Origin of the sequence: Pseudomonas sp. DSP3-2-3 (assembly GCF_049898225.1) — a bacterium.
Lineage (GTDB): Bacteria > Pseudomonadota > Gammaproteobacteria > Pseudomonadales > Pseudomonadaceae > Aquipseudomonas.
Map to the genome: position 1 here is coordinate 243,885 of NZ_JAFCXH010000005.1, position 24,877 is coordinate 268,761.

Below are 24,877 nucleotides of genomic sequence, written 5' to 3' on the forward strand. Positions count from 1 at the left end.
ATTGACCCCGGCTATAGGCCAGGGTTGCAAAGGACGAAACTGAAAAACTGCATACCTGAAAAAAAATGGTGGAATTTGCCGCGTCTGGCGAATGTCCAACCAGCCAATGGCTGGCGCGTATTCCACGCGCAAGCCTGTTTTTTCAAGTCGCGTTTTTCAATTCATGTTTTCAGGTCATGGAGTTCCAATGAGTCAGGCCGTTCTGGAGAGCGAAACCAATCGTCGACAATTGCAGGAGATCATCTCCGGTCTGTCCGATGGCGTGTTGTTGATCGAGTTGGACAAGACCATCATTTGGGCCAATGAAGCAGCGCTGGCAATGCATGGTGTGGACAAGGTTGGGCAGTTGGGTACTGACGCCAGCGATTACGCGTCGCGTTTTGCCCTGAGCTATCGCGACAGCAAGGCGCTGGCTCAGAAGCACTACCCGATCAATCGGGTCGCAGCCGGTGAGGCGTTCAGTGACATGGTGGTGGAAGTGCGGGCCAAGGATGACGAAGAGAAATACTGGGTGCATCGGGTGCGCAGCATGATTCTCAACGGCGGCAACGGTAAACCGGAACTGCTGGCGCTGATCATGACCGATGCCACCGAATGGGCCAGTGCAGAGCAGCGCTTTGAAAGGACGTTCAATGCCAATCCAGCGCCTGCGGTCATCTGCCGCCTCAGTGACCTGCGCTATATCAAGGTCAACCAGGGCTTTCTGGAAATGACCGGTTACAGCCGGGAGCAGGTGATTGGCCGTTCGGTCTATGAAGTGGATGTGCTGGAAAATGCCGAGCGCAAGGATCTGGCGATCCAGCGCCTCAATGAGGGCCTGACCATCCCCCAAATGCAGGCTGACCTGAAGTTGCCTGACGGCGGCAACAAGCTGGTGATCGTCGCCGGCCAGCCGCTGGATATCAACGAGGAGGACTGCATGCTGTTCTCCTTCATGGATCTGGAACCACGGCGCAAGATCGAAATCGCCTTGCGCCAGAGCGAAGAGCGCTTCGCCAAGGCGTTTCGCCTGAGCCCGGTGCCGACCCTGGTGTGCAGTGCTGACCTTCAGCAGGTGCTGGAAGTCAACGATGCCTTTCTGAAAAGCACCGGCTTCAATGGCGAGGAAGTCACTGGTCGGTCGCTCAAGGAAATCGACTTCCTGGACGGCAAGGCCACGTGCGCCCAGCTGTTGCAGGCCCTGGAAAAATCCGGTCGCATTGAGGGCATGGATCTGAAGGTGCGCAGGAAAGATGGGGAAATCAACGACTGCGTCGCGTCGGCGGATACGGTCAGCATTCAGGACGCCACCTGCTACCTGCTGGTGCTGATGGACATTACCGAACGCAAGCGCTCGGAAACCGAGCTGGTCAGCGCGATTGAAGAGGTCATGCAGGACGCGTCATGGTTCACTCGCACGCTGATCGACAAGCTTGCCAGCGCCAAAAGCGTCAAGCGCCCCGAGCTGCCGGGCACGTCGCTGGTCGACCTGACCGCCAGGGAAAAGGACGTGCTGGGCCTGATCTGCGAGGGTCTGGCCGACAAGGAAATCGCCTTGCGACTCAAGCTGGCGCCCAATACCGTGCGTAATCACGTGGCCACCATGTACTCCAAACTCGGTCTGCACAGTCGCTCGGAGGCGATTATCTGGGCGCGCAAGCGGGCATTGTTTTCGTCTGACAAACGTAAATAGTTCCGCTGTTCTGGTGCGAATCTACTAGTGCGACAGGTGCAAATTCGTCTATCCAATTGAGCGGGATATTTCTAACCTGACGGTCTTTATTCGACCTTTGCAGGGCAGAAATTTGCAGACCTCAAGTTGCCTGGCCGAAGCAGGCCGCCGCTCGTGACTTACTTAGCGCAGGTGCGCCAGCTGATCGAGCGCAGCTTCACCCCCATGGCGTGTGAATGTACGGTGAGCCCGGACGGCTCATTGATGGTGCGTATTTATGATCGCGACAGTGGCCGGGTCGATCTGGTCGTGACAGGGATCGCTGTCGACACGCTCAAGAGCCATGACGTTGTACTGACGCTTATTGAAGAGTTACGCGACGAGCTCACCAGTGTCAGCATGAGCTCTGTACTTGGCCAGCCGCTGCCGTCACAGGCTTGAGCGAAACGGAATCGGCTCGCGGGTGGGCATAGCGTCACTGTCGGCCTGGCCCACCATCTCGTCATAAACGGTCGGATGCACCAGATAAAGCGGCACTTCCGGCACGCCCGCCAGATATTTACGCGCCTCGTCTACCGATGCGACATGAAACGTGTCGCCGTGGCTGTCTTTCACCGGGTGCGATTTGCCGTGCATCAGCGCCTGGATGACGTAGGAACCGCCTTCCATGGTTACCAGCTGTATTTCCTGAATGTCGCCGGCTTTCACGTGTGTGGTCAGTTTTTTCAAGTCCATGACGCTACCTCGCTGGGAGGGAAGGGCAAATGCCTGCCTCTGAGATTCGAGGAGCCGGTGTTGCATGAGTTCAATCTGTGTCTTTTCTGTGGGACCGGCTTCAGCCGGGAAGAGGTATTTCCGGCTAAAGCCGGTCCCACAGGCTTTTCCCAGACTGGAAAGGCCAGGAACTCCGGACAGAATCGGGCAAGAACTGCGGAGAATTCGTCTAACCGCAAGATTGTCGTGCGCCTAATCTGATCCCACAGCGATGCTCGCCCTGAGCATCCACAGTTTCAGGTGTGCTGACATGTCGACTATTCAAGACAAAATCGTGGTAATAACCGGCGCCAGCAGCGGCATCGGCGAAGCGACTGCGCGGCTGCTGGCAGCGCGCGGCGCACATGTTGTGTTGGGCGCGCGTCGCACTGAGCGTCTGCAGCGCCTGTGTGCCGAGATCGAGGAGGCGGGTGGCAGCGCTGAATATCACGCGCTGGATGTCACCGACCTGCAAAGCGTGCAGGCACTGGTTGAGCACACCGTCGCGCGTCACGGGCGCCTGGACGTGATGCTCAACAATGCCGGAGTCATGCCACTTTCAAAGCTGGAAGCACTCAAGGTTCAGGAGTGGAACCAGATGATCGACGTCAATATCCGTGGCGTGCTGCATGGCATCGCGGCGGCATTGCCGATCATGCAGCAGCAGCGCTCGGGTCAGTTCATCAATATCGCGTCGATTGGTGCCTATGCGGTATCGCCGACTGCTGCGGTGTACTGCGCGACCAAGTACGCAGTGCGGGCGATTTCCGAAGGCTTGCGGCAGGAAGTGGGCGGAAATATCCGCGTGACACTGGTGTCGCCGGGGGTTACCGAATCGGAACTGGCGGAAAGTATCTCCGATGAAGGTGGGCGCGCCGAAATGCGTGAATTTCGCAAAATCTCGATTCCCGCCGAGGCGATTGCCCGCGCCATCGCTTACGCAATCGAACAGCCTGCGGACGTGGACGTCAGCGAAATTATCGTGCGGCCTACCGCAAGCCCGTTCTGATGGTTTTTTGCGGGGCATAAAAAAAACGGCGCGGCTTGAGGGCCGCGCCGTTTCAGCTGACTGAAGTCAGTACTCAAGCGATGGGTTGATCGCTCCACTCGCTGTTCACCAGGCGCTTGAGGCCCAGTGGGTTAGCGTTTTGCAACGCTGCCGGAAGCAGGGCATCCGGGTAGTTCTGGTAGCAGACCGGACGCAGGAAGCGGTCGATCGCCAGGGTGCCGACCGAAGTGCCACGCGAATCGGAAGTTGCCGGGTATGGGCCGCCGTGGACCATGGCCTCGCAGACTTCAACGCCAGTCGGGTAGCCGTTGACCAGGATGCGGCCAACTTTCTCTTCCAGCACCGGCACCAGCCATTGGTACTGCGCAAGATCAGCCGGTTCGCCGATCAGGGTTGCAGTGAGCTGGCCGCGCAAGGCTTGCAGCGCGCTTTTGAGCTGGGCATCGTCAGCCGCTTCAATCACCAGGGTGGTTGGGCCGAAAACTTCTTCCTGCAACAGTTCGTCGCCATTGAGCAGCAGGCTGATATCAGCCTTGAACAGTTGCGCCTGAGCCTGTTTACCTTCCTGCGGCTTGCCAGCCAGGTGGGTAATGCCAGGGTGCGACAACAGATGCTCGACGCCTTTGCTGTAGCTGCGCAGACCGCCAGCATTGAGCATGGTTTGTGCTGGCTGGCCGCCCATTTGTTCCTTGAGCTGCTCAAGGAACGCGGTGAAGGCAGGCGAGCTGACACCAATCACAACGCCAGGGTTGGTGCAGAACTGACCTGCGCCCATGACCACCGAAGCGGCCAATTCCTTGGCCACGGTTTCGCCGCGAGCCGACAACGCCTGTGGCAGCAGCACCACTGGGTTGATGCTGGACATTTCCGCGAACACTGGAATCGGTTGCGCACGTTCCGCAGCCATTTTGCACAGCGCATTACCGCCGCTCAGGGAACCGGTGAAGCCCACAGCCTGAATGGCCGGATGCTTGACCAGGCCTTCGCCGACGCCGCTGCCGAAAATCATGTTGAACACGCCTTTAGGCATGTTGGTTTTCTCGGCAGCGCGGATGATTGCGCAGCCCACCAGATCAGCAGTCGCCATGTGGCCGCTGTGAGCCTTGAACACTACCGGGCAACCGGCGGCCAGCGCCGAAGCGGTATCGCCGCCAGCGGTGGAGAAGGCCAACGGGAAGTTGCTGGCGCCGAATACGGCAACCGGGCCTACGCCAATGCGGTATTGACGCAGATCGGTACGCGGCAACGGCTTGCGATCCGGCAGAGCGAGGTCGATGCGCGCACCCAGGTAGTCACCGCGACGCAGGACTTTGGCGAACAGACGCATTTGGCCGCTGGTGCGACCGCGTTCGCCCTGGATGCGCCCTGCTGGCAGTGCGGTTTCCTGGCAAACGATGGCAACGAAATCATCACCAAGCGCATCCAGCTCATCAGCGATGGCTTCAAGAAATTCTGCGCGACGGGCGGGGCTCAGCTGACGGTATTCAGGAAACGCAGCTTGCGCAGCCAGGGCTGCCGCATCGATTTCGGCGTCGGTGGCTTGATAAAAACTGAATGGCAGCGCTTCGCCAGTGGTGGCGTCGAGACTTTTGTGTTGCGGCTCGCCAAGGGCACTGCGGGCACCTGCGATGAAGTTGTGGCCGAGAACATTAGGCATCTGTGTCTCCTGTTGTTATAGGTAAAGAGTTGTTTGGCAAAAATATTTGCGGGTTTAATCGGGCGTGTTGCCTGTTTTAGACATCTGCCGACCGTGCTGCGCCCTGTAAACAAGCTGCCAGCACGGTAGATGAAGCGAAAAAGTTGACAGTCATCGTACAACCAGCAGCCGGACTGCGCAACCGGCGATGCGGATCGCACCGACGAGGCGCCGCGAACAAAATGACCTGTTGGAGCGCGGCTTGCCCACGATTGGAGTCAGTCGACATCTTGAACGCCTGTGCTGATGTCTTTGCGGGCAAGTCGGAACGCCGCCCGCTCGCTCCAACGGTGATTTTCATTCATCCCTAGCGCATCAACCTGTCCATCACAGCCAGCATTCCTGGTCGCTGCGCAACCCATTCATCCCGGGTAATGCCCAGCAATACCACATCGATACGTTCGTCGTTTTTGATGACGTTCTGGCGACGCACGCCTTCGATACGGAAACCGAACTTCTGGTGCAGACGGATCACCGCCTGATTGGTCGCCAGCACTTCGCAGTTGAGCTTCTCCAGGCCTGCCGTATTAAAGGCATGATCCAGCAACCAGAACTCGACCCGACTGCCAACGCCTTTGCCTTGCAGTGCGCTGTCCAGATAAAACGCCCAGTCGGCGCTGCGGTGGGTGGCGTTGATGGCATTCAACGCCACGACCCCGCAGGCAAGACCATCGATCAGCACCACGAAGACCGCCTGGCGCGGATTGCCTTCAAGAGATCGCAGCCACGCAGCGTGCTCCGATTCACTGATTTCATGATCGCTGTACATGAAACTGCGCACCGCGAGCTGATTGCGCAGGTTACGCACCTGGGCCTTGATTGCTGGAGAAGCTTCCAGTAACGGCAGGAACTGCATGTGGATTGTCCTACGGAGATCAGGAAAGCAGATTACTTCCCGGCGGCCAGCTCGGCAATCAACTCACCGTTGGATATGCAGGTGGCGGATGGAATGTCGTGGTTGGCGCGAACTTGTGTGGGAGCGAGCTTGCTCGCGAAAGATGTATGGGTATCTCGTTCCTTCAGACAGTACGGGTTATGGTTGAGGTCCTTCGCGAGCAAGCTCGCTCCCACATGGGGATGGGTCCATATCCGTTGTTGCGGTAAAGGCGGCTATTGGTTCCGACCTTACGGCGGGTCACTTTCGAAAAGCGCGAAAGTAACCAAAGCGCTCTTGCCCCACCACTCGGTCCCTCGCTTTGGCTCGGCATGCCCGTAATCCGACATTGATTGGGAGGGTCGCCGCAAAGGGCCATCCCTGGCCCAGTGCGGCTAAACCGGCGTCGAACTGGTGGGAGCGAGCCCACTCGCGAAGGACCTCAACCATCGCGTACTGTATGGAGCAACGCGGATAGAATGCGGTTCGTCCAACAACATCTGATGTTAGAGCCCTGAACATGAACCCAGCCCTGACCTTGCGCGAAGCCCGCGAGGATGACATGCCTGCTATCCAGGCGATTTATGCGCAACACGTGCTGACCGGTCTGGCCAGCTTCGAACTGGAAGCGCCCAGTCTGGAAGAAATGCTCCGCCGTCGTGCCGAGATCCTGGTGCGCAAGTTGCCTTATCTGATTGCCGAGCTGGACGGCGAAGTTGTCGGTTATGGCTATGCCACCTTATATAGGCCGCGGCCAGGGTATCGCTTTACGGCCGAAGATTCGGTTTATATCAAGGAAGGTATGGGCGGGCAGGGCATTGGTCAGGCGTTGCTGGCCGAAGTCATCGAGCATTGCGTGCGCGGCGGCTGGCGGCAAATGATCGCGGTGATTGGCAATAGCGAGAACATCGCTTCGATCCGCTTGCATGAACGGATGGGTTTTCGGCGGGTTGGCGTGTTCGAAGCGGTGGGGTTCAAACACGGGCGCTGGGTCGATACGGTTCTCATGCAGCGAGCCCTAGGCGATGGCGCGCTCGGCGATCCGGATGATCAATAGACTATTTGCATATTAGTTTAGAATTTAAATGCATTTTCGCTATTATTTAACCAGTGATATGGTTTTAACCAGTCACTGGAACCTTGAGAAAAGTTATTAAAAGGATTTTCAGATGACGGCCTGACCTCATCACTTCTCAAGGAAACACCGCATGACAGCATTTGATCATTTGACCCGTCGTCGTCTGCTGGGCCTGGCCAGCGTCGCATTGGCCAGCCCGTTGCTGGCGTCCCTGCCGCGATCGGCCTGGGCCGTGGACGAGCATGCCGGGCATCAGGCTGGCATCGGTGCCGAGCCTGTCGGCACCGGCGAATTCATCAAACTTGCTGAACCGCGCAAGCTCAAGCTGGCGATCAACCTCAATGCGGTGTGCCTGGCGCCAGTAGTTATTGCTCACGGTCAGGGCTTTTTCACCAAGCACAACCTTGACGTGGAACTGGTCAATTTCGGCAACTCCACCGAAGTGCTGCTCGAAGCCATCGCCACCGGCAAGGCCGATGCCGGTATCGGCATGGCGTTGCGCTGGCTCAAGGCTTTGGAGCAGGGCTTCGATGTCAAGCTCACGGCGGGTACTCACGGCGGCTGCCTGCGTCTGCTCAGCGCCGTGAACGGGTCGGTCAATAAACTGGAAGACCTCAAGGGCAAGGCCATCGGCGTGACGGACATGGCCAGCCCGGATCGCAACTTCTTTTCCATCCTGCTGAAAAAGCACGGCGTCGATCCGGTGCGTGACGTTGAGTGGCGGCTGTATCCGGCGGATCTGCTCGGCACGGCGCTGGAGCGTGGTGAAGTGCAGGCAGTCAGCGGCAGCGATCCGTTCATGTATCGCCTGATCAAATCCGGCAAGGCTCGGGAACTGTCCACCAACCTGGTCGAGGAATACGCCAACCTCAGCTGCTGCGTGGTCGGCGTGACCGGCAAGCTGGTGCGCGAAGACAAGCGTGTGGCTGCGGCGCTGACTCAGGCGATTCTCGAGGCCCATGACTATTCGGTGAAAAATCCTGCGGTGGTCGCCAAAGGCTTCCAGGCGTATGCGCTGAACACGTCCACCGAGGAAGTCGAAGCGATTCTGCATGACCACACTCACGGCCACCACGCGGTCGGCGCGGCTTTGACCCAGGAAATCGTCACCTACGCGACCGATTTGCAGACGGTTGAAGTCATTCGCCAGAGTACCGATGCCAAGGCGTTCGCCAAGGAGATCACCGCCGATGTCTTCAGTTGAAGCAATTTCCCGGGTGGATTCTCTGGTGCGCGCCCCCGCACGCATCTGGGTGCAAGGCGCAATAGCCGTTGCGGCCTGGATCGCGGTCGCCGCGCTGATCGTCTACATGCCCAATGCCACGCGCAACTGGCCCATGACTCAAGGCCTGGCCAATCTGTGTTTGGTGGTCGCCGCGTTGATTGGCTTGGCCGGGATTGTCGGGCGCTGGTTGCCGGCCATCTCGCGCCGGGTCAGACCTGTCGGGGCCTGGCTGATCGCCTTGCCGATCCTGCTGGGCATCTGGGAATTGCTCACCGCCAAGCTCGGCGTGTTGCCGGTGCCGTTTTTCGCACCGCCGCAAGCCTTGCTTGATGTGTATGTCGAGGATTGGCCACGGCTGGGCGACAGCTTGCTGCACTCGGCGCTGTTGCTCGGCACGGGCGTTGCGCTTGGTGCGGCGACCGGTTTTGTCGCCGGTGTCGCCATCGGTTGGTCGACCAGCATTGGCTACTGGCTGCATCCGGTGCTGCGGATTCTTGGCCCGGTGCCGTCCACCGCATTGCTGCCGCTGTGTTTCTTCCTGTTCCCCACCAGCTGGAGCGCCAGTGTGTTTCTGATTGCGCTGGCCACCTGGTTTCCAGTCACGGTGCTGACCTGGTCCGGTGTCGCCAGCGTCGACAAGGCTTACTACGATGTGGCCCGCACCCTGGGCGCAAAGCCGGGTTTCCTGATTTTCAACGTGGCGATTCCCGCAGCGCTGCCCCACGTGTTCGTCGGTTTGTTCATGGGCCTGGGCGCATCGTTCTCGACGCTGGTGGTGGCGGAGATGATGGGCGTCAAGTCCGGCATCGGCTGGTATCTGCAATGGGCGCAAGGCTGGGCGGCTTACGCCAACATGTATGCCGCGCTGCTGATCATGGCGCTGGCCTGTTCGGGGCTGATTTCCGGCCTGTTCCTGATTCGTGACCGCCTGTTGGCCTGGCAGCAAGGAGCCATGAAATGGTAGCGGCAGCTTTCGATACATCGGCAACGCAGACCGCTGGATTGGCCCTGCGCATTGAACACCTCAGCCACGGTTTCGCGTTGGACGGTCAACGTCTGCCTGTGCTGGAAAAGGTCTCGATTGACGTTGCGCCCGGTGAATTCGTTGCCTTGCTGGGGCCATCCGGCTGCGGTAAATCGACCTTGCTGCGCTTGGTCGCCGGGCTGGAACCGGCTGATTCCGGCGCGCTGCTGGCCGACGGTGCGCCCATCACCGGGCCTGATCCGAGTCGAGTCGTAGTCTTTCAAGACCCGACGCTGTACCCGTGGCGGCGCGTCTGGGACAACGTGGCGCTGGGCTTGCAGGCCCAGGGTTTGCTCAAGACGCATCGGGCCAAAGTCGATGCCGCGCTGGCCAAGGTTGGTTTGAGTGATTTCGGCCGCGCTTATCCCCGGCAATTGTCCGGCGGCATGGCGCAGCGCGTGGCGTTGGCGCGGGCGCTGGTCAACGAACCGCGCCTGCTGATTCTCGACGAGCCTTTGGGCAAGCTGGATTCTCTGACCCGCATCACCATGCAGAAGGAGCTGATCGATCTGTGGCAACGTCAGGGCTACACAGCGTTACTGGTCACCCATGATGTGGAAGAGGCGTTGCTGCTGGCCAATCGGGTGATTGTGTTCAGCGACCGCCCGGCCAGTATCAAGGCGCAACTGACCATCGAGCGCCCGTATCCACGCCATCGGGATGACCCGTACCTGGTCGATCTGCGCAAACAGATTCTCGGCCTGTTGGGTCTGGGGGAAAGCTGGTAGCTACTAAAGCCTGGAATGGCCGGCGTAATCCGACATTTCCGTGAAACAGGCCAGGTCGACCAGCAGCAAGTCCCATTCGACGCCATCAATGAAATCATCCAGATGGGCGCTGCTGGCGTCGGCCATGGCAATGTTCATCGTCGGTTCTGCTTGCTCGTGGCCGGTAACGCTGGCGTTAAGTCCGGTTTGCTCCGGGCTCGCATCCCGGCGCGGGAACAAGGATTCCTTGAGCTGCGATAGAGTGAACATAAGCAGAAGCTCCTTTTCGATGGCTGGATCGACGAGCCGTTGATCGACTCTTTGCACTATTAATGGACGCCACGAGGTTGAGTGACTGTCATTAGTGCGTTCCACATCCGTGTCAGCAGCGGATTTGCTGGCCCAACACTCAAGAACAGTGAATTCCCTGAAAATAGCGTGCCAATGTGCCGCCCGGCTGGCATCTGTTTCAACGAACGCCATTGATTGCGACAATTTGTCTTTGTAGGTAGGGTACGCGGCTGCCCAAGAAGGAGCTTGAAATGACTCAGTCAACCGCGCCTGGAATAGCAGCGGAACTGCCAGCTACCCCGAAGCATCGGCGTGCGCCCAAGGGCGAAAAGCGTCGCGAAGAATTGCTCGATGCGGCGTTACAGGTGTTTTCCCTGGAAGGCTACAGCGGCGCGTCCATGGCGCAAGTTGCCGGTATCGTGGGGATTTCCGTGGCCGGATTACTGCATCACTTTCCGAGCAAGATTTCCTTGCTGATGGCGGTTTTGCAGCGCCGTGACGAGGTCAATCAGCGCATCGCCGATGAGGTCCGGGCGGAAAAATCCTTGTCCGGTCTGTTGGGTAGCCTGCGCGCCATCAACCGTTCCAATGCCACGGCACCCGGTGTGGTGCGCGCGTTTACCATCCTCAATGCAGAAAGCCTGGTCGAGAATCAGCCAGCCTGGCAGTGGTTTCAGGAGCGTTATCAGGGAATTTACGGGCGTTTATATAGCCAGTTCGCCGATCTGGTGGAAATGGGCGAAGTACGCGGGGATGTGGATCTTGCGGGCTTGATCCAGGAGATTCTGGCGATGATGGACGGTTTGCAGATTCAGTGGCTGCGGTTTCCCGATCAGCTTGATCTGGTGGAGCGATTCGATAGTTACATCGCACGGGTCGATGTGGCGGTAAGAGCTCGTCCCTGAGCTTTGATCTATCCCTGATTCAACCGATCAATTGTCTTCGGTGGTGTCCATCTCATCGTCGGTGTTCTGATTCAGAACGCCACCGGTCTTGACCGCTGGCAGTTCACGCAGCGTCGAGTTCAACGCCGAACGTGGCAGCGGGTTGCTGGTGGTGGTCGACAGTTCCTGGCGGAACGGGTTGACCAGCTTGGCGTTCAGGCGAATATCCTGAGAGGACGCGCCCACCGACAGATTGAAGCTGTCTGCGTCTACGACCCATTGCTTGCTGGTCACATCGTAGTAGGCTAACGAACGGTCGTTGAGCTCGATGGTGACGTGCTTGCTCTCGCCCGGATTCAGGAACACTTTCTTGTAGCCCTTGAGTTCCTTGAGCGCGCGCTCGACTTTCGGATTCTGCTGACCGACATACAGCTCAGCCACTTCAGAACCACCCACCTTGCCGGTGTTGGTCAGGTCGAACGACACCTTGATCGGCGTGTTGCCCACTGCGACACCTGGCGTCACGCTGATGTTGCTGTAGCCGAACGTGGTGTACGACAGGCCGTAACCGAACGGGTAGAGCGGCTTGGTGCCGTTCTTCTCGTAACCGCGATAGCCCAGGAACAAGTCGTCCTTGTAGCTCATCTCGGCGAGGGTTTCCGCGTTGTCGAATTTCGGGAAAGTCGCGTAGATCGGGTTGTCTTCGATGTTGCGCTCGATACTGATCGGCAGCTTGCCCGACGGATTGACCTTGCCGAACAGAATCTCGGCCAGGGCCTGACCGCCGTTCTGGCCTGGATAGAACGCGTGCAGTGCAGCCGGAACCCGATCGATCCAGTCGCTCATCTTCAGGCCGGTACCGCCGTGCAGGGTGACCACGGTGTTCGGGTTGACCTTGGCGATGCTCTGAATCAGCTCGCCCTGGAATTCCGGAAGATCGAAGCTGTGGTCGAAGCCTTCACCTTCATATTCGTTGTTGTTGCCCACTGCGACCAATACTGCGTCGTACTTGGACAGATCCTGCGGCGCAGCCAGGGATGCCCAGCTCATCTGCACGCCAACCATGCCGCCCATTGTCGAGAGGTAGCCTGGACGACGGGAGTATTCCAGCTTGATGTCGTAGGCCTTGCCGGCTTCGAGGCTGATCTTGGCAAATTGCGGAATGGTCGGCGGAATGCTGTTGTTGATCAGTGGCTTGCCGTCACCGTTGTCGAGGATTTGCTTACCGTTGACCCACAGGCGAATTACGCCATCGGCACGCACTTTGAACACTTGGTCGCCGCTGACAGCCGGAGTGAACTGGCCGCTGTAACGGATCGAGGTGTTGGAGTCGTCACCGGTGATGTTGCCGCTGGTCGTGCCGTTGTAATCGGTGGAGGTGTTACCGGTGCTGTACGCGTCATCGGCGCTTGGCAGGTTGCCGTCGGACCAGTCGAGATTGACGCGGGTGTCGGTACGGGTAACCGAAGGATCGCCGGACCAGTTGGCATTGCTGAAGAACTCCGCTTTCAGGCCTTTGACGCTCTTGCCGTTGGTGTCGGTGCTGGTCCAGTTCGTCGTGGTCGGGTCCAGGGACAGGCCATCGATGAACTCAACCTTGGCGCCTTTGGCGATTTGTTGCAGGCCGCTCAGCTCGCTGATGTAGTTGGCGGCCATGACATTGGCGCTACCGAAACCGGTAGGCGGTGCGTACTTGGCCAGGGTGCCGACCACCGCAATGGTTTTGACTTTCCTGGCGTCCAGCGGCAGCAGGCTGTTCTGGTTTTTCAGCAGCACGATGCCTTCACGCGCAGCGTTCAGGGCAACACGGTTGCTGGTGGCGCTGTTCATGTTGTGGGTGGTCAACGGCGCTTTGCTGTCGAACTTGTACAGGTAGATCTGCTTGAGAATGCGACGGACCTTGTCATCGATGGTCGCGCTGCTCAGCTCACCGCTGTCCAGAAACGGCTTGAGAATGGTGCTATTCATCTGATAGCCCATCATGTCCAGGTCAGTACCGGCCTGAGCAGCGTTCAAGCCGTTGACCACGGCGTTGTAGTCGCTCTGGACGAAACCTGGATAGCCCCATTCGGTCTTGAGGATCTGGCGCATCAAGTGTTGGTTTTCGCAGGCGTATTCGCCGTTCACTTTCTGGAACGAGCACATCATCATCGCCACTTTGCTGTTCTTCGACACGGACTCGAAGGACGGCAAGGTCATTTCGCGCAGTACGCGCTCGCTGATGATTTCGTTCAGGTGGAAGCGATTGCTTTCCTGATCGTTGGCCGCGAAGTGCTTGGCGTTGGCCCAGACACCACGGGACTGAATACCGTTGATGACTGCAGGACCCAGACTGGCGCCGAGGAACGGATCTTCACCGGAAAGGTATTCGAAGGCACGGCCGCTGTACGGCATGCGGTACAGGTTGACGCCAGGACCGGTGATGAACTGATAGCCACCGGAAGCGGTGTCATACCCCAGGGCGCGGCCCAGGTCGATGGCGCGACGCGGGTTCCAGGTCGCGGCCAGGTTCGGGCCGGACGGGTAAACCACGCCCTGATCATTGCCTTCGCTGGTGTAACGCACACCGACGCCGCCGTCGGCACCGTGAATCTGCGGAACGCCGTACTGGGTCAGCGGCTTGACATCCCAGCCACCGGTGCCGCCGATATAGGCAAGCTTTTCTTCCATGGTCATTTTGGCCAGGGTCTTGTCAGCGGCTTTTTCCGCTCGCGTGACCATGCCTTCATTCAGCGCAGGGCTGGTTGCCGCATGTACCTGCGACACCGCCAGTGCCAGCAGCGCCAAGGCCGACTGGGCGCCAATCATTTTCCGTTTGTTCATGTGTATCTCCGACAACTGCTCATTCAAATTCATGGTCGGGAAGTATCCTTCCCGGCAAAGTGTGTTACTTTTCTTCAGGCAATAGTTGGCCACTTTCGCAACTATCGAGCATGATGGCTCATTGCAATATGTGATTAATTTCGACGATTTAATATTATAAGAATTGTCTAAGTTGTACTTCTTGCGAACTATCAAAGTGCCATCATAAAAATAGGTTTGGCAGGTCGCAAGCGGCGTAATTAAGACAATTCTTGTCATAAGAAGTCAAACAAAAGCTTGTTTGAAGTGCTTTTGAATGGTTTTTTGACTTTTTTGCTTACAATTTTGAACTCTCGCTAAACCTACTGGTCGATTGGTTTAAGAATTTTCAGTGCAGGGTGGATCACCTGATGGCCTTGTGCCGGAGTTCTAGTTAAGTTGCAGGAAAATGTCCTGAATTACTCAGGCTGTTTTTATGTCTATTGATTATATTTGTGTGTGGAGATTGTTTATGAAGTTGCCCTTGATCGGTGCAGGTGTTGTTTTGGGTTTTGCTCTTTGTGGTGCTGCCATGGCCGCTGATGCAACTGACGCCGATGCAAAGTCCGGTGCTGCCGACTCCACCGTGATGACCCAGACTCACGACGCCAAGGCCGTGAAGAAGCAGAAAACCGAAACCACCAAAGGCGGTCGCCCAACCAGCAGCACCACCAAGACCACCACGACTCAAAAAGCGCCGAACTGATAACGCTTTGAGATTCCTGCTCGCAGGCTTCCTTGCCCTTGATGCAGGGGAGCGCTGCGAACACTGCTCCTTCGATCTACACAGATGTCCGTGCCCATGCCGTTAGTCCCTGTCGATGCTTCCCGATTGCTGATTCCCGATGCCGAGCAGGTCTGTGCCTGGCTGATGGAAAATGCCGGTCTGAAAACCGTGGATCTGGAACGCGCCCGCCGTCTGGCGCTGGAATCCGATGGCACCGAACTGCTCGGGCTGTTGACGCGCCTGGGGCTGGTTTCCGAATTCGAATTGGCTCGAGCCTGGTCGGCGCTGCTGGATGCGCCGCTGCTGCTCGCTGATTCCGCGCCGCCGCTGCTTGATCCGTTGCCAGCCCTGACCGAACGCTTCATGCGCCAGTACCAATTGGTGCCGGTAGGCTGGAGTCAGGGCGGGTTGCGCGTATTGGCGGCCAATCCCAGCGTTTTATATCCGTTTCAGGCCATCGCTTACGCCTGTGGTGTACCGGTGTGGCTGTCCATCGGGCCGCGCAATGAAGTGGAAACCCTGATCGAACGTTATTACGGCCAGGGTCGTTCGGCGATGGGCACCTTGATCGAGAATCTCGACGAAGAGGGCGGTGCTCTTGAGGATATCGAGCACCTGAAAGACATGGCATCCGAAGCCCCGGTGATCCGCCTGGTCAACCTGATCATGCAGCGCGCAGTGGAAAACCGCGCGTCGGACATTCATATCGAGCCGTTCGAAAGCCAGCTCAAGGTGCGTTATCGCATCGACGGCGTGCTGCATGAAGCCGAAGCGCCGCCGTCGAGTTCCTCCGCAGCGGTGATTTCCCGGGTGAAGATCATGGCGCGGCTGGACATCGCCGAACGTCGCTTGCCGCAAGACGGCCGGATCATGCTGCGCATTCAGGGCAAGGAGCTGGACTTGCGGGTGTCCACGGTGCCCACCAGTTTTGGTGAATCCGTGGTGATGCGTTTGCTGGATCGGCAGACCATCAACTTTGACTTCCCGAGCCTGGGTTTCGACGGCGAGCGCCTTGATGAGTTTCTTGAGGTGCTGGAACGTCCTCACGGCATTCTGCTGGTCACCGGCCCGACCGGTTCCGGCAAGACCACAACGCTGTATACCGCGCTGTCGCGGCTCAACACCGCCGAACGCAAGATCATCACCGTCGAAGACCCGGTGGAATACCAGCTCGAAGGCATCAACCAGATTCAGGTCAAGCCGGCCATCGGCCTGGACTTCGCTGGCGCGCTGCGCTCCATCGTGCGTCAAGACCCGGACGTGATCATGATCGGTGAGATGCGCGACCTGGAAACCTGCCGCATCGCGATTCAATCGTCGCTGACCGGTCACCTGGTGCTCTCGACCCTGCACACCAACAGCGCGGCGGCGAGTATCACCCGCTTGCTGGACATGGGCGTCGAAAGCTATCTGATTGCCTCGACCGTGAATGGCATTTTGGCTCAGCGTCTGGTGCGGCGACTTGATCCGGCCACGCGCGAAGCGTTCGAAGCGCCGCCTGAATTGATTGAAGAGCACGGGCTTGATCGTTTTACCGACGAACGCCCGATTTTGCTTTATCGGCCGCGTGCCGATGCGCCCGGCGGCGGTTATCACGGCCGTAGCGCGATCACCGAATTGCTGGTGATGAATGAAGAACTGCGCAGCCTGTTGATGCGCCACGCCGACGCGGCGACTCTGGAACAAGCCGCGCGGCGCGGCGGATTGCGAACCTTGCACGAAGAAGGCTTGCGCCAGGCGGTTGCCGGGGTGACCTCGCTTGAAGAAGTACTGCGCGTCACTCGCGGTGAAGGCAATTGAGCCTGTTCAAATACCGCGCCCTCGACAGCCAGGGCGCTGCGCAGAACGGCAACCTCGATGCCAAGGATCAGGCCGCAGCGGTCGCGGCGTTACAAAAACGCGGCCTGATGGTCCTGCATATAGAAGCAGCGGGCATCGGCGGTTTGCGCAATGCGTTTGGCGGTGGGCTGTTGAATGGCGCGGCGCTGGTCAGTTTCACCCAGCAACTGGCGACCTTGCTCGGCGCCGGTCAACCGCTGGAACGCTCGCTGGGCATTTTGCTCAAGCAGCCCGGCCAGCCACAAACCCGCGCGCTCATCGAACGCATTCGTGAACAGGTAAAAGCCGGCAAGCCTTTATCGGTGGCGCTGGAGGAGGAGGGCAGCCAGTTCTCCGCCTTGTACATCAGCATGGTCCGCGCCGGTGAAGCCGGTGGCGCGCTGGAAAGCACCCTGCGCCAGCTCAGCGATTACCTGGAACGCAGCCAGTTGCTGCGCGGCGAAGTGATCAATGCGCTGATCTATCCGGCGTTTCTGGTGGTCGGCGTACTCGGTTCGCTGGCGTTGCTGCTGGCGTACGTCGTGCCGCAGTTTGTGCCGATCTTCAAGGATCTGGGCGTGCCGATCCCGATGATTACCGAGGTGATCCTGGCCCTCGGCCAGTTCCTCAGTGCGTATGGTCTGGCGGTGCTGGTCGGCTTGATTGGCTTGATCTGGACGCTACGCATCCGGATGCGCGACCCGCAACGCCGCGAGCGCAACGACCGCCGGTTGCTCGGCATCCGCATTATTGGTCCGTTGTTGCAGCGTATTGAAGCGGCGCGGCTGGCGCGAACCCTCGGCACCTTGCTGCATAACGGCGTGGCCTTGCTGCAAGCGCTGGTGATCGCCCGACAGGTCTGCACCAATCGCGCGTTGCAGGCGCAAGTGGCCCAGGCCGCGGAATCGGTCAAAGGCGGCGGCACCCTGGCCAGCGCCTTCGGTGCGCAACCGCTGCTGCCGGACCTGGCGCTGCAAATGATTGAAGTCGGCGAACAGGCCGGTGAACTCGACAGCATGCTGCTCAAAGTCGCCGATGTGTTCGACGTCGAGGCCAAGCGCGGCATTGACCGCATGCTCGCGGCACTGGTGCCGACCCTGACCGTGGTCATGGCCGCCATGGTGGCGGTGATCATGCTCGCCATCATGCTGCCGCTGATGAGCCTGACCAGCAATATCTGAATGTGAAAACTTGAGGATTCAACGCAATGAGCCGTACCCGATTCAACGCTGCATTCGGCCGTAAACAAGGCGGTTTCACCCTGCTGGAAATGCTCGCGGTCATTGTCCTGCTGGGCATTGTCGCGACGATTGTTGTGCGTCAGGTGGGCGGTAACGTCGATAAGGGCAAATACGGCGCGGGCAAGGCGCAGTTGGCCAGCCTGGGCATGAAAATCGAAAGCTACGGCCTGGACGTCGGTTCGCCGCCGAAAAGCCTGGCACAACTGGTCGAGAAATCCGGCAATGCCGCTGGCTGGGCTGGCCCGTATGCCAAGCCTTCGGATTTGAAAGACCCGTTCGGTCACGCGTTCGGCTATCGCTTCCCCGGTCAGCACGGCACTTTTGACCTGATTTTTTATGGTCAGGACGGCCAACCGGGCGGCGAAGGTTACAGCGCTGACCTTGGCAACTGGGAATAACACGTTTTATGCGAATGCCTGCTGCGAGCCGTGGTTTCACGCTGATGGAGATGCTGGTGGTCATCGTGTTGATGAGCATCGCCGTTGGCCTGGTGGGTTTCGGCTTGCAACAAGGCTTGCATGCTGCGAAGGAGCGTCAGGCGGTCGGGCAGATGGTGGATGCGCTCCGGGCGACCCGGGTCAATGCGATTGTCACCGGGCAACCGGCCAGAACCGTGTTCGATCTGCGCAAAAAGGCCTTTCAGGCGCCGGGACAACCGATCCGCCAGTGGCCTGCGGAGCTGAAGGTCACCTTGCAGACCGCTGCCGAGATGGGGTCGACCGTGGAGTTTTACCCCGATGGTGGTTCAACCGGCGGCAACGTGATGCTGGCCAATGGTGATCGTCGCTGGCGTATTGATATCGGCTGGCTGACCGGCAGCGTGCAGTCCAAGGCCTTGCAATGAGGCGCAGCGCCCAGACGGGTTTCACCTTGCTGGAAATGCTTGCTGCACTGACCGTCATGGCGGTGTGCAGCAGCGTGCTGTTGGTCGCTTTCGGCCAGAGCGCGCGCTCGTTGCAACAGGTCTCGCGCAGCGATCGACTCAGCCATGCGGCGCGCACGGTGTTCGATCAGGAAGCTGCCGGACCGTTGCAGAGCGGCACCCGCAACGGCGTCCTCGACGGTGACATCAACTGGCAGCTGGAGATCAGTCAACAGCCGGGCAAAGCCGGTCAGGCGCGCTTGTATCGCCTGGACCTGACCGTCAGCGAAGCGCGCCGCAAAGCGACGTTCAGCACGCTGAAACTGCGCGGGCCGACTGACAAGGCGGGCGCGTGAAGCAGCGCCAGCGTGGTTTCACGCTGCTGGAAATCCTCCTGGTGCTGAGCCTGATGGGAGTGTTGATGGCCTTGGTCGGCGGCGCGTTGCTGGGGGCCAATCGCGCGGTGCTCAAGGCGCAGCGTTACACGGTGAGTCTGGACGAGATGCGTGCAGCGCAGCGCTTTTTGCGCAGCTCCATCGGCCAGGCGTTGCCGCTGGACAGTTCGGAAGACGACAGCGAAAGCAGCGGCTTTTTTGTGGGCTCCGCCCAGCGACTTGAGTTTGTCGCGACGTTGCCGGGCGAGCTGGGCGGCGGCATCCAATTGCACACGCTGGCGTTGCACGGCACTGATCTGCAAATAGCCTTCGCCCAGGTTCAGTCCAGCGCCGACGGTACGGTGGCCAAACCCTGGGGCGACCCGCAAGTGTTGGTGCATGACGTTGCAGAGTTGCAACTCAGCTATCGCGGCGTGTCACCCAAAGGTGAAGCGACCGGCTGGATCAGCAATTGGCCGTGGCCGACACGTCTGCCCCGCGCCGTGCGCATCGACGCCAAGGTCAATGGCCCGGTGCCGTGGCTGGCGGAAGTGGTGGCCTTGCGTCTGGATCTTTCCGGCGGAGCGGGCGGCCAATGAAGCACCAACGGGGCGTTGCCTTGTTGCTGGTGTTGTGGGCGCTGGCCTTGCTCAGCCTGTTGCTGGGCGGGTTGGCGGGTTGGGTGCAACTGGAAACCCGTCAGGCGCTGTTCGCCCGTCAGCATACCCAGGCGCTGTTAGCGGCCGAAGCGGGTTTGGCGCTGGCGGTGCAGGGCCTGGCCGATCCGGCCCAGCGCAAGCGCTGGATTGCCGATGGCCGGGACATCACCCTGCGTTTCGACGACGCACAACTGCTGGTCAGTGTGCGCAGCGAGCGCGGCAAGCTGGATTTGAACAGCGCGGTGGTGGGCGATATCGCGCGATTGGCGCAGGCCTGCGGCGCGGGTAAGGACCAGGCCGCTGCCATGGCTCAGGCGCTGGACGGCCGGCGTGGCAATGGCTCGCCGCCGTTGCGGGTCATTGAAGAAGTGCGCCAGCTGCCGGGCATGACTCAGGCGCTGTACATGCGTCTGCTGCCGGAAGTCACCTTATGGAGCGGGATGGATCGGCCCGATCCGGCCTTTGCTTCGGGATTGGTGCGCCGGGCGTTGAACTTGCCGAATCAGAGCGCGGTTGGCGCCGATGCGGGGCAAGTGTTGATGATCGATAGTCGGGCACAACGCGCGGGCGGCTTTGCTGCCCGTTTGCAAACCACTGTTTTATTGAGCCCATCGGAGGGAAGCGCACAACCTTATCGGGTGCTGCGTTGGCAAGAATGAATCGACTTATTTCAGCGCGGCTGACGACGCTGCCAGCGCCGGTATTGGCCCTGGTCGAACGCATCGCCCAAGAGTGGCGCGGCAGTCTGCTGCAACGCGGCTGGCACTTGTGGCTGGTCGAGTTGCGCGCCTGTCTGCCGCAGAAACTGCAACGGCTGTTGATCCACGACACGCCGGAGCAGCTGCACGCCTGGCCGTTGACCGCGCCGTTACCAGTGCTCCCCGCCGAGGTGCAGCAGGTTCTTTTGCTGCCACCCTCGGCGGTACTGGTGCAAACCCTGCAACTGCCGCTGGCAGCAGCGCGCAACCTGGCCACCGTGGTGGGTTACGAGCTGGACCGCTTTACTCCGTTCGACGCCTCGCAACTGTATTTTGTCGCGCGCCAGGAACGGCGCAATGCCAGTTCGATTCAGGTCACGCTGGTGGCCATTTTGCGCGAGCGGCTGGATCAGATCCTCGCTGAATGCGCGGCCCTCGGGCTGCAACCCCATGCCGTGGATGTCGGCGGCGATGGCCAGCGCATGGGCATCGACTTGCTGCCGATTCCGCTGCGTCCGCGTCAGCGCCGCAGCGGTCTGGGCTTGCAACGCAAACTGGCCTGGCTATGCGGCGGCTTGCTGATCGTCGCCATGTTGCTGTGGCTCGACGACCGTCAGCGGCTGTTAACGGAGATGGAAAACACGGTCCAGGCGCAGAAATCCCAAGTCGCCGAAGTGCAGAAAATCCGTCAGCAACTGACCAACACCCGAGGCGCGGCCAATTACCTGATCCGCCGCAAAGCCGCGCAGCCGCCGCTGGCCGCGCTGCTCAACGAGCTGACCGCCTGCCTGCCGCGCGACACCTGGATCGACCAACTGGAAATCAATGACAGCGCCGAAGTGTCCTTCTCCGGGCAGAGCGCCAAGGCCAGTGCCTTGATCGCGCGAATCAAGGATTGCCACAGCCTGGAGAACGCCCAGTTTCAAGGCGTGATCCAGCCCGACGCGCAAACCGGCAAGGATCATTTTTCCTTGCGCGCGCACCTGCATCAGGAGGCCGCCGATGCGCCGACCACTGACATCCCGTGAACGTCGCGGCGCGGCGTTGATCGTGCTGGCGCTGGTGCTCTGCGTCGGTTACTGGCTGCTCGTCGACAGTTGGTTCGCCGGACCGCTGCGCGATATCAACGAGCAGGCCGAGCAGTTGCGTGAACAGCAGCAACGTTATGCCGGTTTGCTGCGCCAGGGCGACTCGCTGAAACAACAACTGGAGCAGGCCCGCAACGATCCGGCGAGCAGCACCAGCCTGTTGCCCGGCGAAGACCCCAGCGCCGTCGCTGCTGATCTGATGCAACGCATTGCGGACCTGATCAATAGTCACGCCAGCACCGGCGCCGGTTGCAGCCTGACCCAGCGCATGCCGATCACGCCGGAGCAGGACGGCGCCGAGCCGTATCGGCAGGTGAAAGTCAGCCTGACTCTGGAGTGCGGCATCGAACCGCTGACCGCGATCCTGCATGAGCTGGAATACCAACGGCCGTTCCTGTTCATCGATGAGATGAGCGTGCGCCGCGATGCCAACGCGCCTGTCAAAGGCGGCGCCGGCAAGCTGGTGGCGCATCTGCTGGTGCGCGGATATCTGCAACCGGCAGCCATTGCGGAGACCGCGCCATGATCGGTTCATTACGTGCGTCAGAAATGAGCCTGCTGGGCGTCGCGCTGGTTCTGGGCCTGCTGATCGCCGGCATTCTCGGTGGCGTAGCCGACGCACCAGACTGGTTGCCGGAACGCGCGCCACGCAACCTGATCGACGACGCGGGCAAAACCCATGTCGCGCCCAACGCCAGCCTGCAAAGCCTGTCGGCGACCTGGCAAGCGCCGCTGTTCAGCACCGATCGCAGCCCGGATCGCTCAGCCCAGCAAGCCCAGGTTTCCAATCTGGCAGGCTTGACCCTGACCGGCGTGATGATCGACGGCGAGCTGCGCGTGGCGCTGATCAAGCGCAGCGATGGTCCGCCGCTGAAAATTCACCAGGGCCAGGCGCTACCCAATGGCTGGAAGCTGGAAAAGCTGACCGCCACGCAAGCCGAATTTTCTTCCGATGGCCGCACCCAGACCCTGAGCCTGCGCGCACCGCGTTTGCCGCTGCCGTCCAATACACCCCCGATTTCTCTTCCCCGTGAGTCCACCCCGTGATCGTTACTTTTCCAGGAGTTCGTAACATAGCCACCTTGCGCACGCCCATGCTTTGCCTCGCCACCGCTGTCGCCCTTGGCGGCTGCGCTTCTACCTCCAGTTCCGTCGATCAGGATGACGGCCTGATGCGCGAAGCCCTGCAAGGCACCGGTTCGCAACGTGCCCCGGTGGACCCGCGCAGCGAACAGCCGCCAGCCGATACCCAGCAGCCGCAGGCCGCCACTGCGCCTTCGCGCCAGTTGATCCGTGGCAACCAGCAGTTCGTGCGTAAAACGGCAGCGGCACCTGCGGCGCGGGCGGGGGAAAGCGGCGATATCGTCTTCAACTTCACCAATCAGCCGATTGAAGCGGTGATCAACAGCGTCATGGGCGACTTGCTGCACGAGAACTACAGCATCGCCCAGGGCGTGAAGGGCGACGTGAGTTTTTCGACCTCCAAGCCGGTGAACAAGAAGCAGGCGCTGTCGATTCTGGAAACGCTGCTGTCCTGGACCGACAACGCCATGATCAAACAGGGTGATCGCTACGTGATCCTGCCCGCCAGCCAGGCGGTGGCCGGCAAGCTGGTGCCGGAAATGGCCGTGGCGCAGCCGTCCAATGGCATGTCCGCGCGGCTGTTTCCGCTGCGCTATATCTCGGCCACTGAAATGCAGAAACTGCTCAAGCCGTTCGCCCGGGAAAATGCCTTCCTGCTGGTCGATCCGGCGCGCAACGTATTGAGCCTGGCTGGTACGCCGGACGAACTGGCCAACTATCAGGAAACCATCGACACCTTCGATGTGGACTGGCTCAAAGGCATGTCGGTGGGCGTGTACGGCCTGCAACGTGCGTCGGTTGGCGAGCTGATGCCCGAATTGCAGAAAATGTTCGGTCCTGACAGCGGCATGCCGTTGGCGGGCATGGTGCGTTTCCTGCCCGTGGAGCGAACCAACTCGATTGTGGCGATCTCATCGCAGCCCGAGTACCTGCGCGAAGTCGGCGAGTGGATTCACACCATCGATGAAGGCGGCGGTAACGAGCCGCAAATGTACGTCTATGACGTGCGCAACATGAAAGCCTCTGACCTGGCCAAATACCTGCGGCAGATCTACGGCAACGGCGCGATCAAGGACGACGCGGCGGCGAAAGTTGCGCCGGGCCTGCGCACCAAGACGATGTCTTCGCTCAATTCCAGTGGCAGCTCTGGCGGGATGAACAGCAGCGGCGGCATGAACAGTAGCGGCAGCATGGGCAACAGCAGTGGCATGGGCATGGGCAACACCCAGAATTCCAATGCCGAGGCAGAGCAAGACCCGGACGCCGAAACCGACGGCGAGAGCCAGGACAGCGAAGCCGACAGCAGCGCAGAGCAGGGCGGCGAGTCCGGCACGGCAGCAAAAACTCTCGATTCCAGCACCCGTATCACTGCGCAAAAAAGCAGCAACCAGTTGCTGGTGCGCACGCGCCCGGCGCAGTGGAAAGAGATCGAGGTGGCCATCAAGCGCCTGGACAATCCGCCGCTGCAAGTGCAGATCGAGACGCGGATCCTTGAAGTCAAACTCAGCGGCTCCCTGGAACTCGGCGTGCAATGGTACCTCGGGCGTCTGGCGGGTAATTCCACCAGCACCACCGTCGCCAACACCGCTGGCAGTCAAGGCGCATTGGGCGCTGGCGGCGCGGGTCTGGGCGCGGACTCGCTGTTCTACTCGTTCGTCAGCACCAATTTGCAGATTGCCTTGCACGCCCTGGAAACCAATGGCCGCACGCAAGTGCTGTCGGCTCCGTCGCTGGTAGTGATGAACAACCAGTCGGCGCAGATCCAGGTCGGCGACAACATTCCCATCAGCCAGACCACGGTCAACACCACCAATTCCGACACCACTTTGAGCAGCGTCGAATACATCCAGACCGGGGTGATCCTCGATGTGGTGCCGCGGATCAATCCGGGCGGTCTGGTGTATATGGATATCCAACAGCAAGTCAGCGATGCGGGCACCACCACCGATACCCAGACCAATCCGCGCATCTCGACCCGCTCGGTTTCGACCCAGGTGGCGGTGCAAAGTGGCCAGACCGTGCTGCTCGGCGGTTTGATCAAGCAGGACAACAGCGACAGCGGCACCGCCGTGCCATATCTGGGGAAAATCCCCGGCCTGAAATGGCTGTTCGGCAGCACCACAAAAACCAAGGACCGCACCGAACTGATCGTGCTGATCACGCCGCGGGTGATCACCAGCAGCAGCCAGTCGCGTCAGGTGACTGACGATTATCGCCAGCAGATGCAGTTGCTGCGTCCGGAAAAAGCCCGTCAGAGCCTCGACGATTAACCGCGTATGATGTCGCCCGACACC

25 protein-coding genes are annotated in these 24,877 nt (G+C 59.9%); 20 read left to right on the forward strand and 5 right to left on the reverse strand.

Features of this window, described 5'->3' with window-relative positions:
• The first annotated feature begins 187 nt into the window (after positions 1-187).
• On the forward strand, positions 188-1,672 hold the full coding sequence (locus ACP7E4_RS08470) for a PAS domain S-box protein (RefSeq protein WP_426118119.1): 1,485 nt from the start codon (positions 188-190) through the stop codon (positions 1,670-1,672).
• 153 nt (positions 1,673-1,825) lie between these two features.
• Positions 1,826-2,092, forward strand: coding sequence for a DUF1652 domain-containing protein (locus ACP7E4_RS08475; RefSeq protein WP_426118118.1), 267 nt, complete (start codon positions 1,826-1,828; stop codon positions 2,090-2,092).
• Here the strand turns inward: ACP7E4_RS08475 and ACP7E4_RS08480 are convergent.
• Complete coding sequence (locus tag ACP7E4_RS08480) at positions 2,081-2,386, reverse strand: DUF6482 family protein (protein WP_426118117.1); 306 nt, start codon at positions 2,384-2,386, stop codon at positions 2,081-2,083. The two genes, ACP7E4_RS08475 and ACP7E4_RS08480, sit on opposite strands and share 12 nt — an antisense overlap.
• 289 nt (positions 2,387-2,675) lie before the next feature.
• On the opposite strand from ACP7E4_RS08480, the gene ACP7E4_RS08485 reads away from it, so the two are divergent.
• Positions 2,676-3,413, forward strand: coding sequence for an SDR family oxidoreductase (locus tag ACP7E4_RS08485; protein WP_426118116.1), 738 nt, complete (start codon positions 2,676-2,678; stop codon positions 3,411-3,413).
• A 73-nt stretch (positions 3,414-3,486) separates the two neighbouring features.
• Here ACP7E4_RS08485 and ACP7E4_RS08490 read toward each other — a convergent pair whose 3' ends face one another.
• Entirely contained in the window at positions 3,487-5,070 is a 1,584-nt protein-coding gene (locus tag ACP7E4_RS08490; RefSeq protein WP_426118115.1) for an aldehyde dehydrogenase (NADP(+)), read from the reverse strand.
• Positions 5,071-5,416: 346 nt separating this feature from the next.
• Positions 5,417-5,965, reverse strand: coding sequence for a UDP-4-amino-4,6-dideoxy-N-acetyl-beta-L-altrosamine N-acetyltransferase (gene pseH / locus ACP7E4_RS08495; protein ID WP_426118114.1), 549 nt, complete (start codon positions 5,963-5,965; stop codon positions 5,417-5,419).
• Between the two features lie 538 nt (positions 5,966-6,503).
• Between pseH and ACP7E4_RS08500 the strand changes: the two genes are divergently transcribed.
• The 4 genes from ACP7E4_RS08500 (at position 6,504) to ACP7E4_RS08515 (ending at position 10,038) form a co-directional block, all read left to right on the forward strand.
• Positions 6,504-7,040, forward strand: a complete 537-nt coding sequence (locus tag ACP7E4_RS08500) for a GNAT family N-acetyltransferase (RefSeq protein ID WP_426118113.1) — start codon at positions 6,504-6,506, stop codon at positions 7,038-7,040.
• Between the two features lie 151 nt (positions 7,041-7,191).
• A complete protein-coding gene (locus tag ACP7E4_RS08505; protein WP_426118112.1) occupies positions 7,192-8,265 on the forward strand; it encodes an ABC transporter substrate-binding protein in 1,074 nt (357 codons plus the stop codon).
• Complete coding sequence (locus ACP7E4_RS08510) at positions 8,252-9,250, forward strand: ABC transporter permease (protein WP_426118111.1); 999 nt, start codon at positions 8,252-8,254, stop codon at positions 9,248-9,250. The genes ACP7E4_RS08505 and ACP7E4_RS08510 overlap by 14 nt, the downstream gene beginning before the upstream one ends.
• Positions 9,244-10,038 (forward strand): ABC transporter ATP-binding protein, encoded by a 795-nt coding sequence (locus tag ACP7E4_RS08515; protein WP_426118110.1) that lies wholly within the window; start codon positions 9,244-9,246, stop codon positions 10,036-10,038. Before ACP7E4_RS08510 ends, ACP7E4_RS08515 begins: the two co-directional genes overlap by 7 nt.
• 3 nt (positions 10,039-10,041) lie before the next feature.
• Here ACP7E4_RS08515 and ACP7E4_RS08520 read toward each other — a convergent pair whose 3' ends face one another.
• Positions 10,042-10,287 carry a hypothetical protein gene (locus ACP7E4_RS08520; RefSeq protein WP_426118109.1) on the reverse strand — a complete coding sequence of 82 codons (246 nt, stop codon included), beginning with the start codon at positions 10,285-10,287 and terminating at the stop codon, positions 10,042-10,044.
• 272 nt (positions 10,288-10,559) lie between these two features.
• Between ACP7E4_RS08520 and ACP7E4_RS08525 the strand changes: the two genes are divergently transcribed.
• A complete protein-coding gene (locus tag ACP7E4_RS08525) occupies positions 10,560-11,213 on the forward strand; it encodes a TetR/AcrR family transcriptional regulator (RefSeq protein ID WP_426118108.1) in 654 nt (217 codons plus the stop codon).
• 27 nt (positions 11,214-11,240) lie between these two features.
• Here the strand turns inward: ACP7E4_RS08525 and ACP7E4_RS08530 are convergent, their stop codons facing one another.
• Positions 11,241-14,015 (reverse strand): glycoside hydrolase family 3 protein, encoded by a 2,775-nt coding sequence (locus tag ACP7E4_RS08530; protein ID WP_426118107.1) that lies wholly within the window; start codon positions 14,013-14,015, stop codon positions 11,241-11,243.
• Positions 14,016-14,505: 490 nt separating this feature from the next.
• Between ACP7E4_RS08530 and ACP7E4_RS08535 the strand changes: the two genes are divergently transcribed.
• From ACP7E4_RS08535 to gspD, 12 genes are all read left to right on the forward strand, one after another.
• Positions 14,506-14,739, forward strand: coding sequence for a hypothetical protein (locus ACP7E4_RS08535; RefSeq protein ID WP_426118106.1), 234 nt, complete (start codon positions 14,506-14,508; stop codon positions 14,737-14,739).
• 96 nt (positions 14,740-14,835) lie between these two features.
• Positions 14,836-16,560, forward strand: a complete 1,725-nt coding sequence (gene gspE, locus ACP7E4_RS08540; protein ID WP_426118105.1) for a type II secretion system ATPase GspE — start codon at positions 14,836-14,838, stop codon at positions 16,558-16,560.
• Positions 16,557-17,759 (forward strand): type II secretion system inner membrane protein GspF, encoded by a 1,203-nt coding sequence (gene gspF / locus ACP7E4_RS08545; RefSeq protein WP_426118104.1) that lies wholly within the window; start codon positions 16,557-16,559, stop codon positions 17,757-17,759. The genes gspE and gspF overlap by 4 nt, the downstream gene beginning before the upstream one ends.
• Positions 17,760-17,785: 26 nt before the next feature.
• The gene (gspG, locus tag ACP7E4_RS08550) at positions 17,786-18,217 is read left to right on the forward strand and encodes a type II secretion system major pseudopilin GspG (protein WP_426118103.1); all 432 of its coding nucleotides are present in this window, start codon (positions 17,786-17,788) and stop codon (positions 18,215-18,217) included.
• A gap of 8 nt (positions 18,218-18,225) precedes the next feature.
• The gene (locus ACP7E4_RS08555; RefSeq protein ID WP_080482188.1) at positions 18,226-18,663 is read left to right on the forward strand and encodes a GspH/FimT family pseudopilin; all 438 of its coding nucleotides are present in this window, start codon (positions 18,226-18,228) and stop codon (positions 18,661-18,663) included.
• Positions 18,660-19,037: a PulJ/GspJ family protein gene (locus tag ACP7E4_RS08560; RefSeq protein ID WP_426118102.1), complete on the forward strand. Its 378-nt coding sequence runs from the start codon at positions 18,660-18,662 to the stop codon at positions 19,035-19,037. The genes ACP7E4_RS08555 and ACP7E4_RS08560 overlap by 4 nt, the downstream gene beginning before the upstream one ends.
• Entirely contained in the window at positions 19,034-19,654 is a 621-nt protein-coding gene (locus tag ACP7E4_RS08565; RefSeq protein WP_426118101.1) for a prepilin-type N-terminal cleavage/methylation domain-containing protein, read from the forward strand. The genes ACP7E4_RS08560 and ACP7E4_RS08565 overlap by 4 nt, the downstream gene beginning before the upstream one ends.
• Positions 19,651-20,373, forward strand: a complete 723-nt coding sequence (locus ACP7E4_RS08570; protein ID WP_426118100.1) for a type II secretion system minor pseudopilin GspK — start codon at positions 19,651-19,653, stop codon at positions 20,371-20,373. Before ACP7E4_RS08565 ends, ACP7E4_RS08570 begins: the two co-directional genes overlap by 4 nt.
• Positions 20,370-21,440, forward strand: a complete 1,071-nt coding sequence (locus ACP7E4_RS08575) for a type II secretion system protein GspL (RefSeq protein WP_426118099.1) — start codon at positions 20,370-20,372, stop codon at positions 21,438-21,440. Before ACP7E4_RS08570 ends, ACP7E4_RS08575 begins: the two co-directional genes overlap by 4 nt.
• Complete coding sequence (gene gspM, locus ACP7E4_RS08580) at positions 21,415-22,026, forward strand: type II secretion system protein GspM (protein WP_426118098.1); 612 nt, start codon at positions 21,415-21,417, stop codon at positions 22,024-22,026. Before ACP7E4_RS08575 ends, gspM begins: the two co-directional genes overlap by 26 nt.
• Entirely contained in the window at positions 22,023-22,547 is a 525-nt protein-coding gene (locus tag ACP7E4_RS08585) for a hypothetical protein (RefSeq protein ID WP_426118097.1), read from the forward strand. The genes gspM and ACP7E4_RS08585 overlap by 4 nt, the downstream gene beginning before the upstream one ends.
• Positions 22,547-24,853: a type II secretion system secretin GspD gene (gene gspD, locus ACP7E4_RS08590; protein ID WP_426118155.1), complete on the forward strand. Its 2,307-nt coding sequence runs from the start codon at positions 22,547-22,549 to the stop codon at positions 24,851-24,853. Before ACP7E4_RS08585 ends, gspD begins: the two co-directional genes overlap by 1 nt.
• Positions 24,854-24,877 lie beyond the last annotated feature (24 nt).

Excerpts from the sequence above, each read along its gene's own strand:
- ACP7E4_RS08555 (WP_080482188.1), top strand. The coding sequence starts at position 18,226 with ATGCGAATGCCTGCTGCGAGCCGTGGTTTCACGCTGATGGAGATGCTG.
- ACP7E4_RS08470 (WP_426118119.1), top strand. The coding sequence starts at position 188 with ATGAGTCAGGCCGTTCTGGAGAGCGAAACCAATCGTCGACAATTGCAG.
- ACP7E4_RS08530 (WP_426118107.1), bottom strand. The coding sequence starts at position 14,015 with ATGAACAAACGGAAAATGATTGGCGCCCAGTCGGCCTTGGCGCTGCTG.
- ACP7E4_RS08520 (WP_426118109.1), bottom strand. The coding sequence starts at position 10,287 with ATGTTCACTCTATCGCAGCTCAAGGAATCCTTGTTCCCGCGCCGGGAT.
- ACP7E4_RS08500 (WP_426118113.1), top strand. The coding sequence starts at position 6,504 with ATGAACCCAGCCCTGACCTTGCGCGAAGCCCGCGAGGATGACATGCCT.
- ACP7E4_RS08505 (WP_426118112.1), top strand. The coding sequence starts at position 7,192 with ATGACAGCATTTGATCATTTGACCCGTCGTCGTCTGCTGGGCCTGGCC.
- ACP7E4_RS08570 (WP_426118100.1), top strand. The coding sequence starts at position 19,651 with ATGAAGCACCAACGGGGCGTTGCCTTGTTGCTGGTGTTGTGGGCGCTG.
- pseH (WP_426118114.1), bottom strand. The coding sequence starts at position 5,965 with ATGCAGTTCCTGCCGTTACTGGAAGCTTCTCCAGCAATCAAGGCCCAG.
- ACP7E4_RS08485 (WP_426118116.1), top strand. The coding sequence starts at position 2,676 with ATGTCGACTATTCAAGACAAAATCGTGGTAATAACCGGCGCCAGCAGC.
- ACP7E4_RS08575 (WP_426118099.1), top strand. The coding sequence starts at position 20,370 with ATGAATCGACTTATTTCAGCGCGGCTGACGACGCTGCCAGCGCCGGTA.
- ACP7E4_RS08510 (WP_426118111.1), top strand. The coding sequence starts at position 8,252 with ATGTCTTCAGTTGAAGCAATTTCCCGGGTGGATTCTCTGGTGCGCGCC.
- ACP7E4_RS08535 (WP_426118106.1), top strand. The coding sequence starts at position 14,506 with ATGAAGTTGCCCTTGATCGGTGCAGGTGTTGTTTTGGGTTTTGCTCTT.
- ACP7E4_RS08585 (WP_426118097.1), top strand. The coding sequence starts at position 22,023 with ATGATCGGTTCATTACGTGCGTCAGAAATGAGCCTGCTGGGCGTCGCG.
- ACP7E4_RS08480 (WP_426118117.1), bottom strand. The coding sequence starts at position 2,386 with ATGGACTTGAAAAAACTGACCACACACGTGAAAGCCGGCGACATTCAG.
- ACP7E4_RS08515 (WP_426118110.1), top strand. The coding sequence starts at position 9,244 with ATGGTAGCGGCAGCTTTCGATACATCGGCAACGCAGACCGCTGGATTG.
- gspG (WP_426118103.1), top strand. The coding sequence starts at position 17,786 with ATGAGCCGTACCCGATTCAACGCTGCATTCGGCCGTAAACAAGGCGGT.
- ACP7E4_RS08525 (WP_426118108.1), top strand. The coding sequence starts at position 10,560 with ATGACTCAGTCAACCGCGCCTGGAATAGCAGCGGAACTGCCAGCTACC.
- gspM (WP_426118098.1), top strand. The coding sequence starts at position 21,415 with ATGCGCCGACCACTGACATCCCGTGAACGTCGCGGCGCGGCGTTGATC.
- ACP7E4_RS08560 (WP_426118102.1), top strand. The coding sequence starts at position 18,660 with ATGAGGCGCAGCGCCCAGACGGGTTTCACCTTGCTGGAAATGCTTGCT.
- gspE (WP_426118105.1), top strand. The coding sequence starts at position 14,836 with ATGCCGTTAGTCCCTGTCGATGCTTCCCGATTGCTGATTCCCGATGCC.
- ACP7E4_RS08490 (WP_426118115.1), bottom strand. The coding sequence starts at position 5,070 with ATGCCTAATGTTCTCGGCCACAACTTCATCGCAGGTGCCCGCAGTGCC.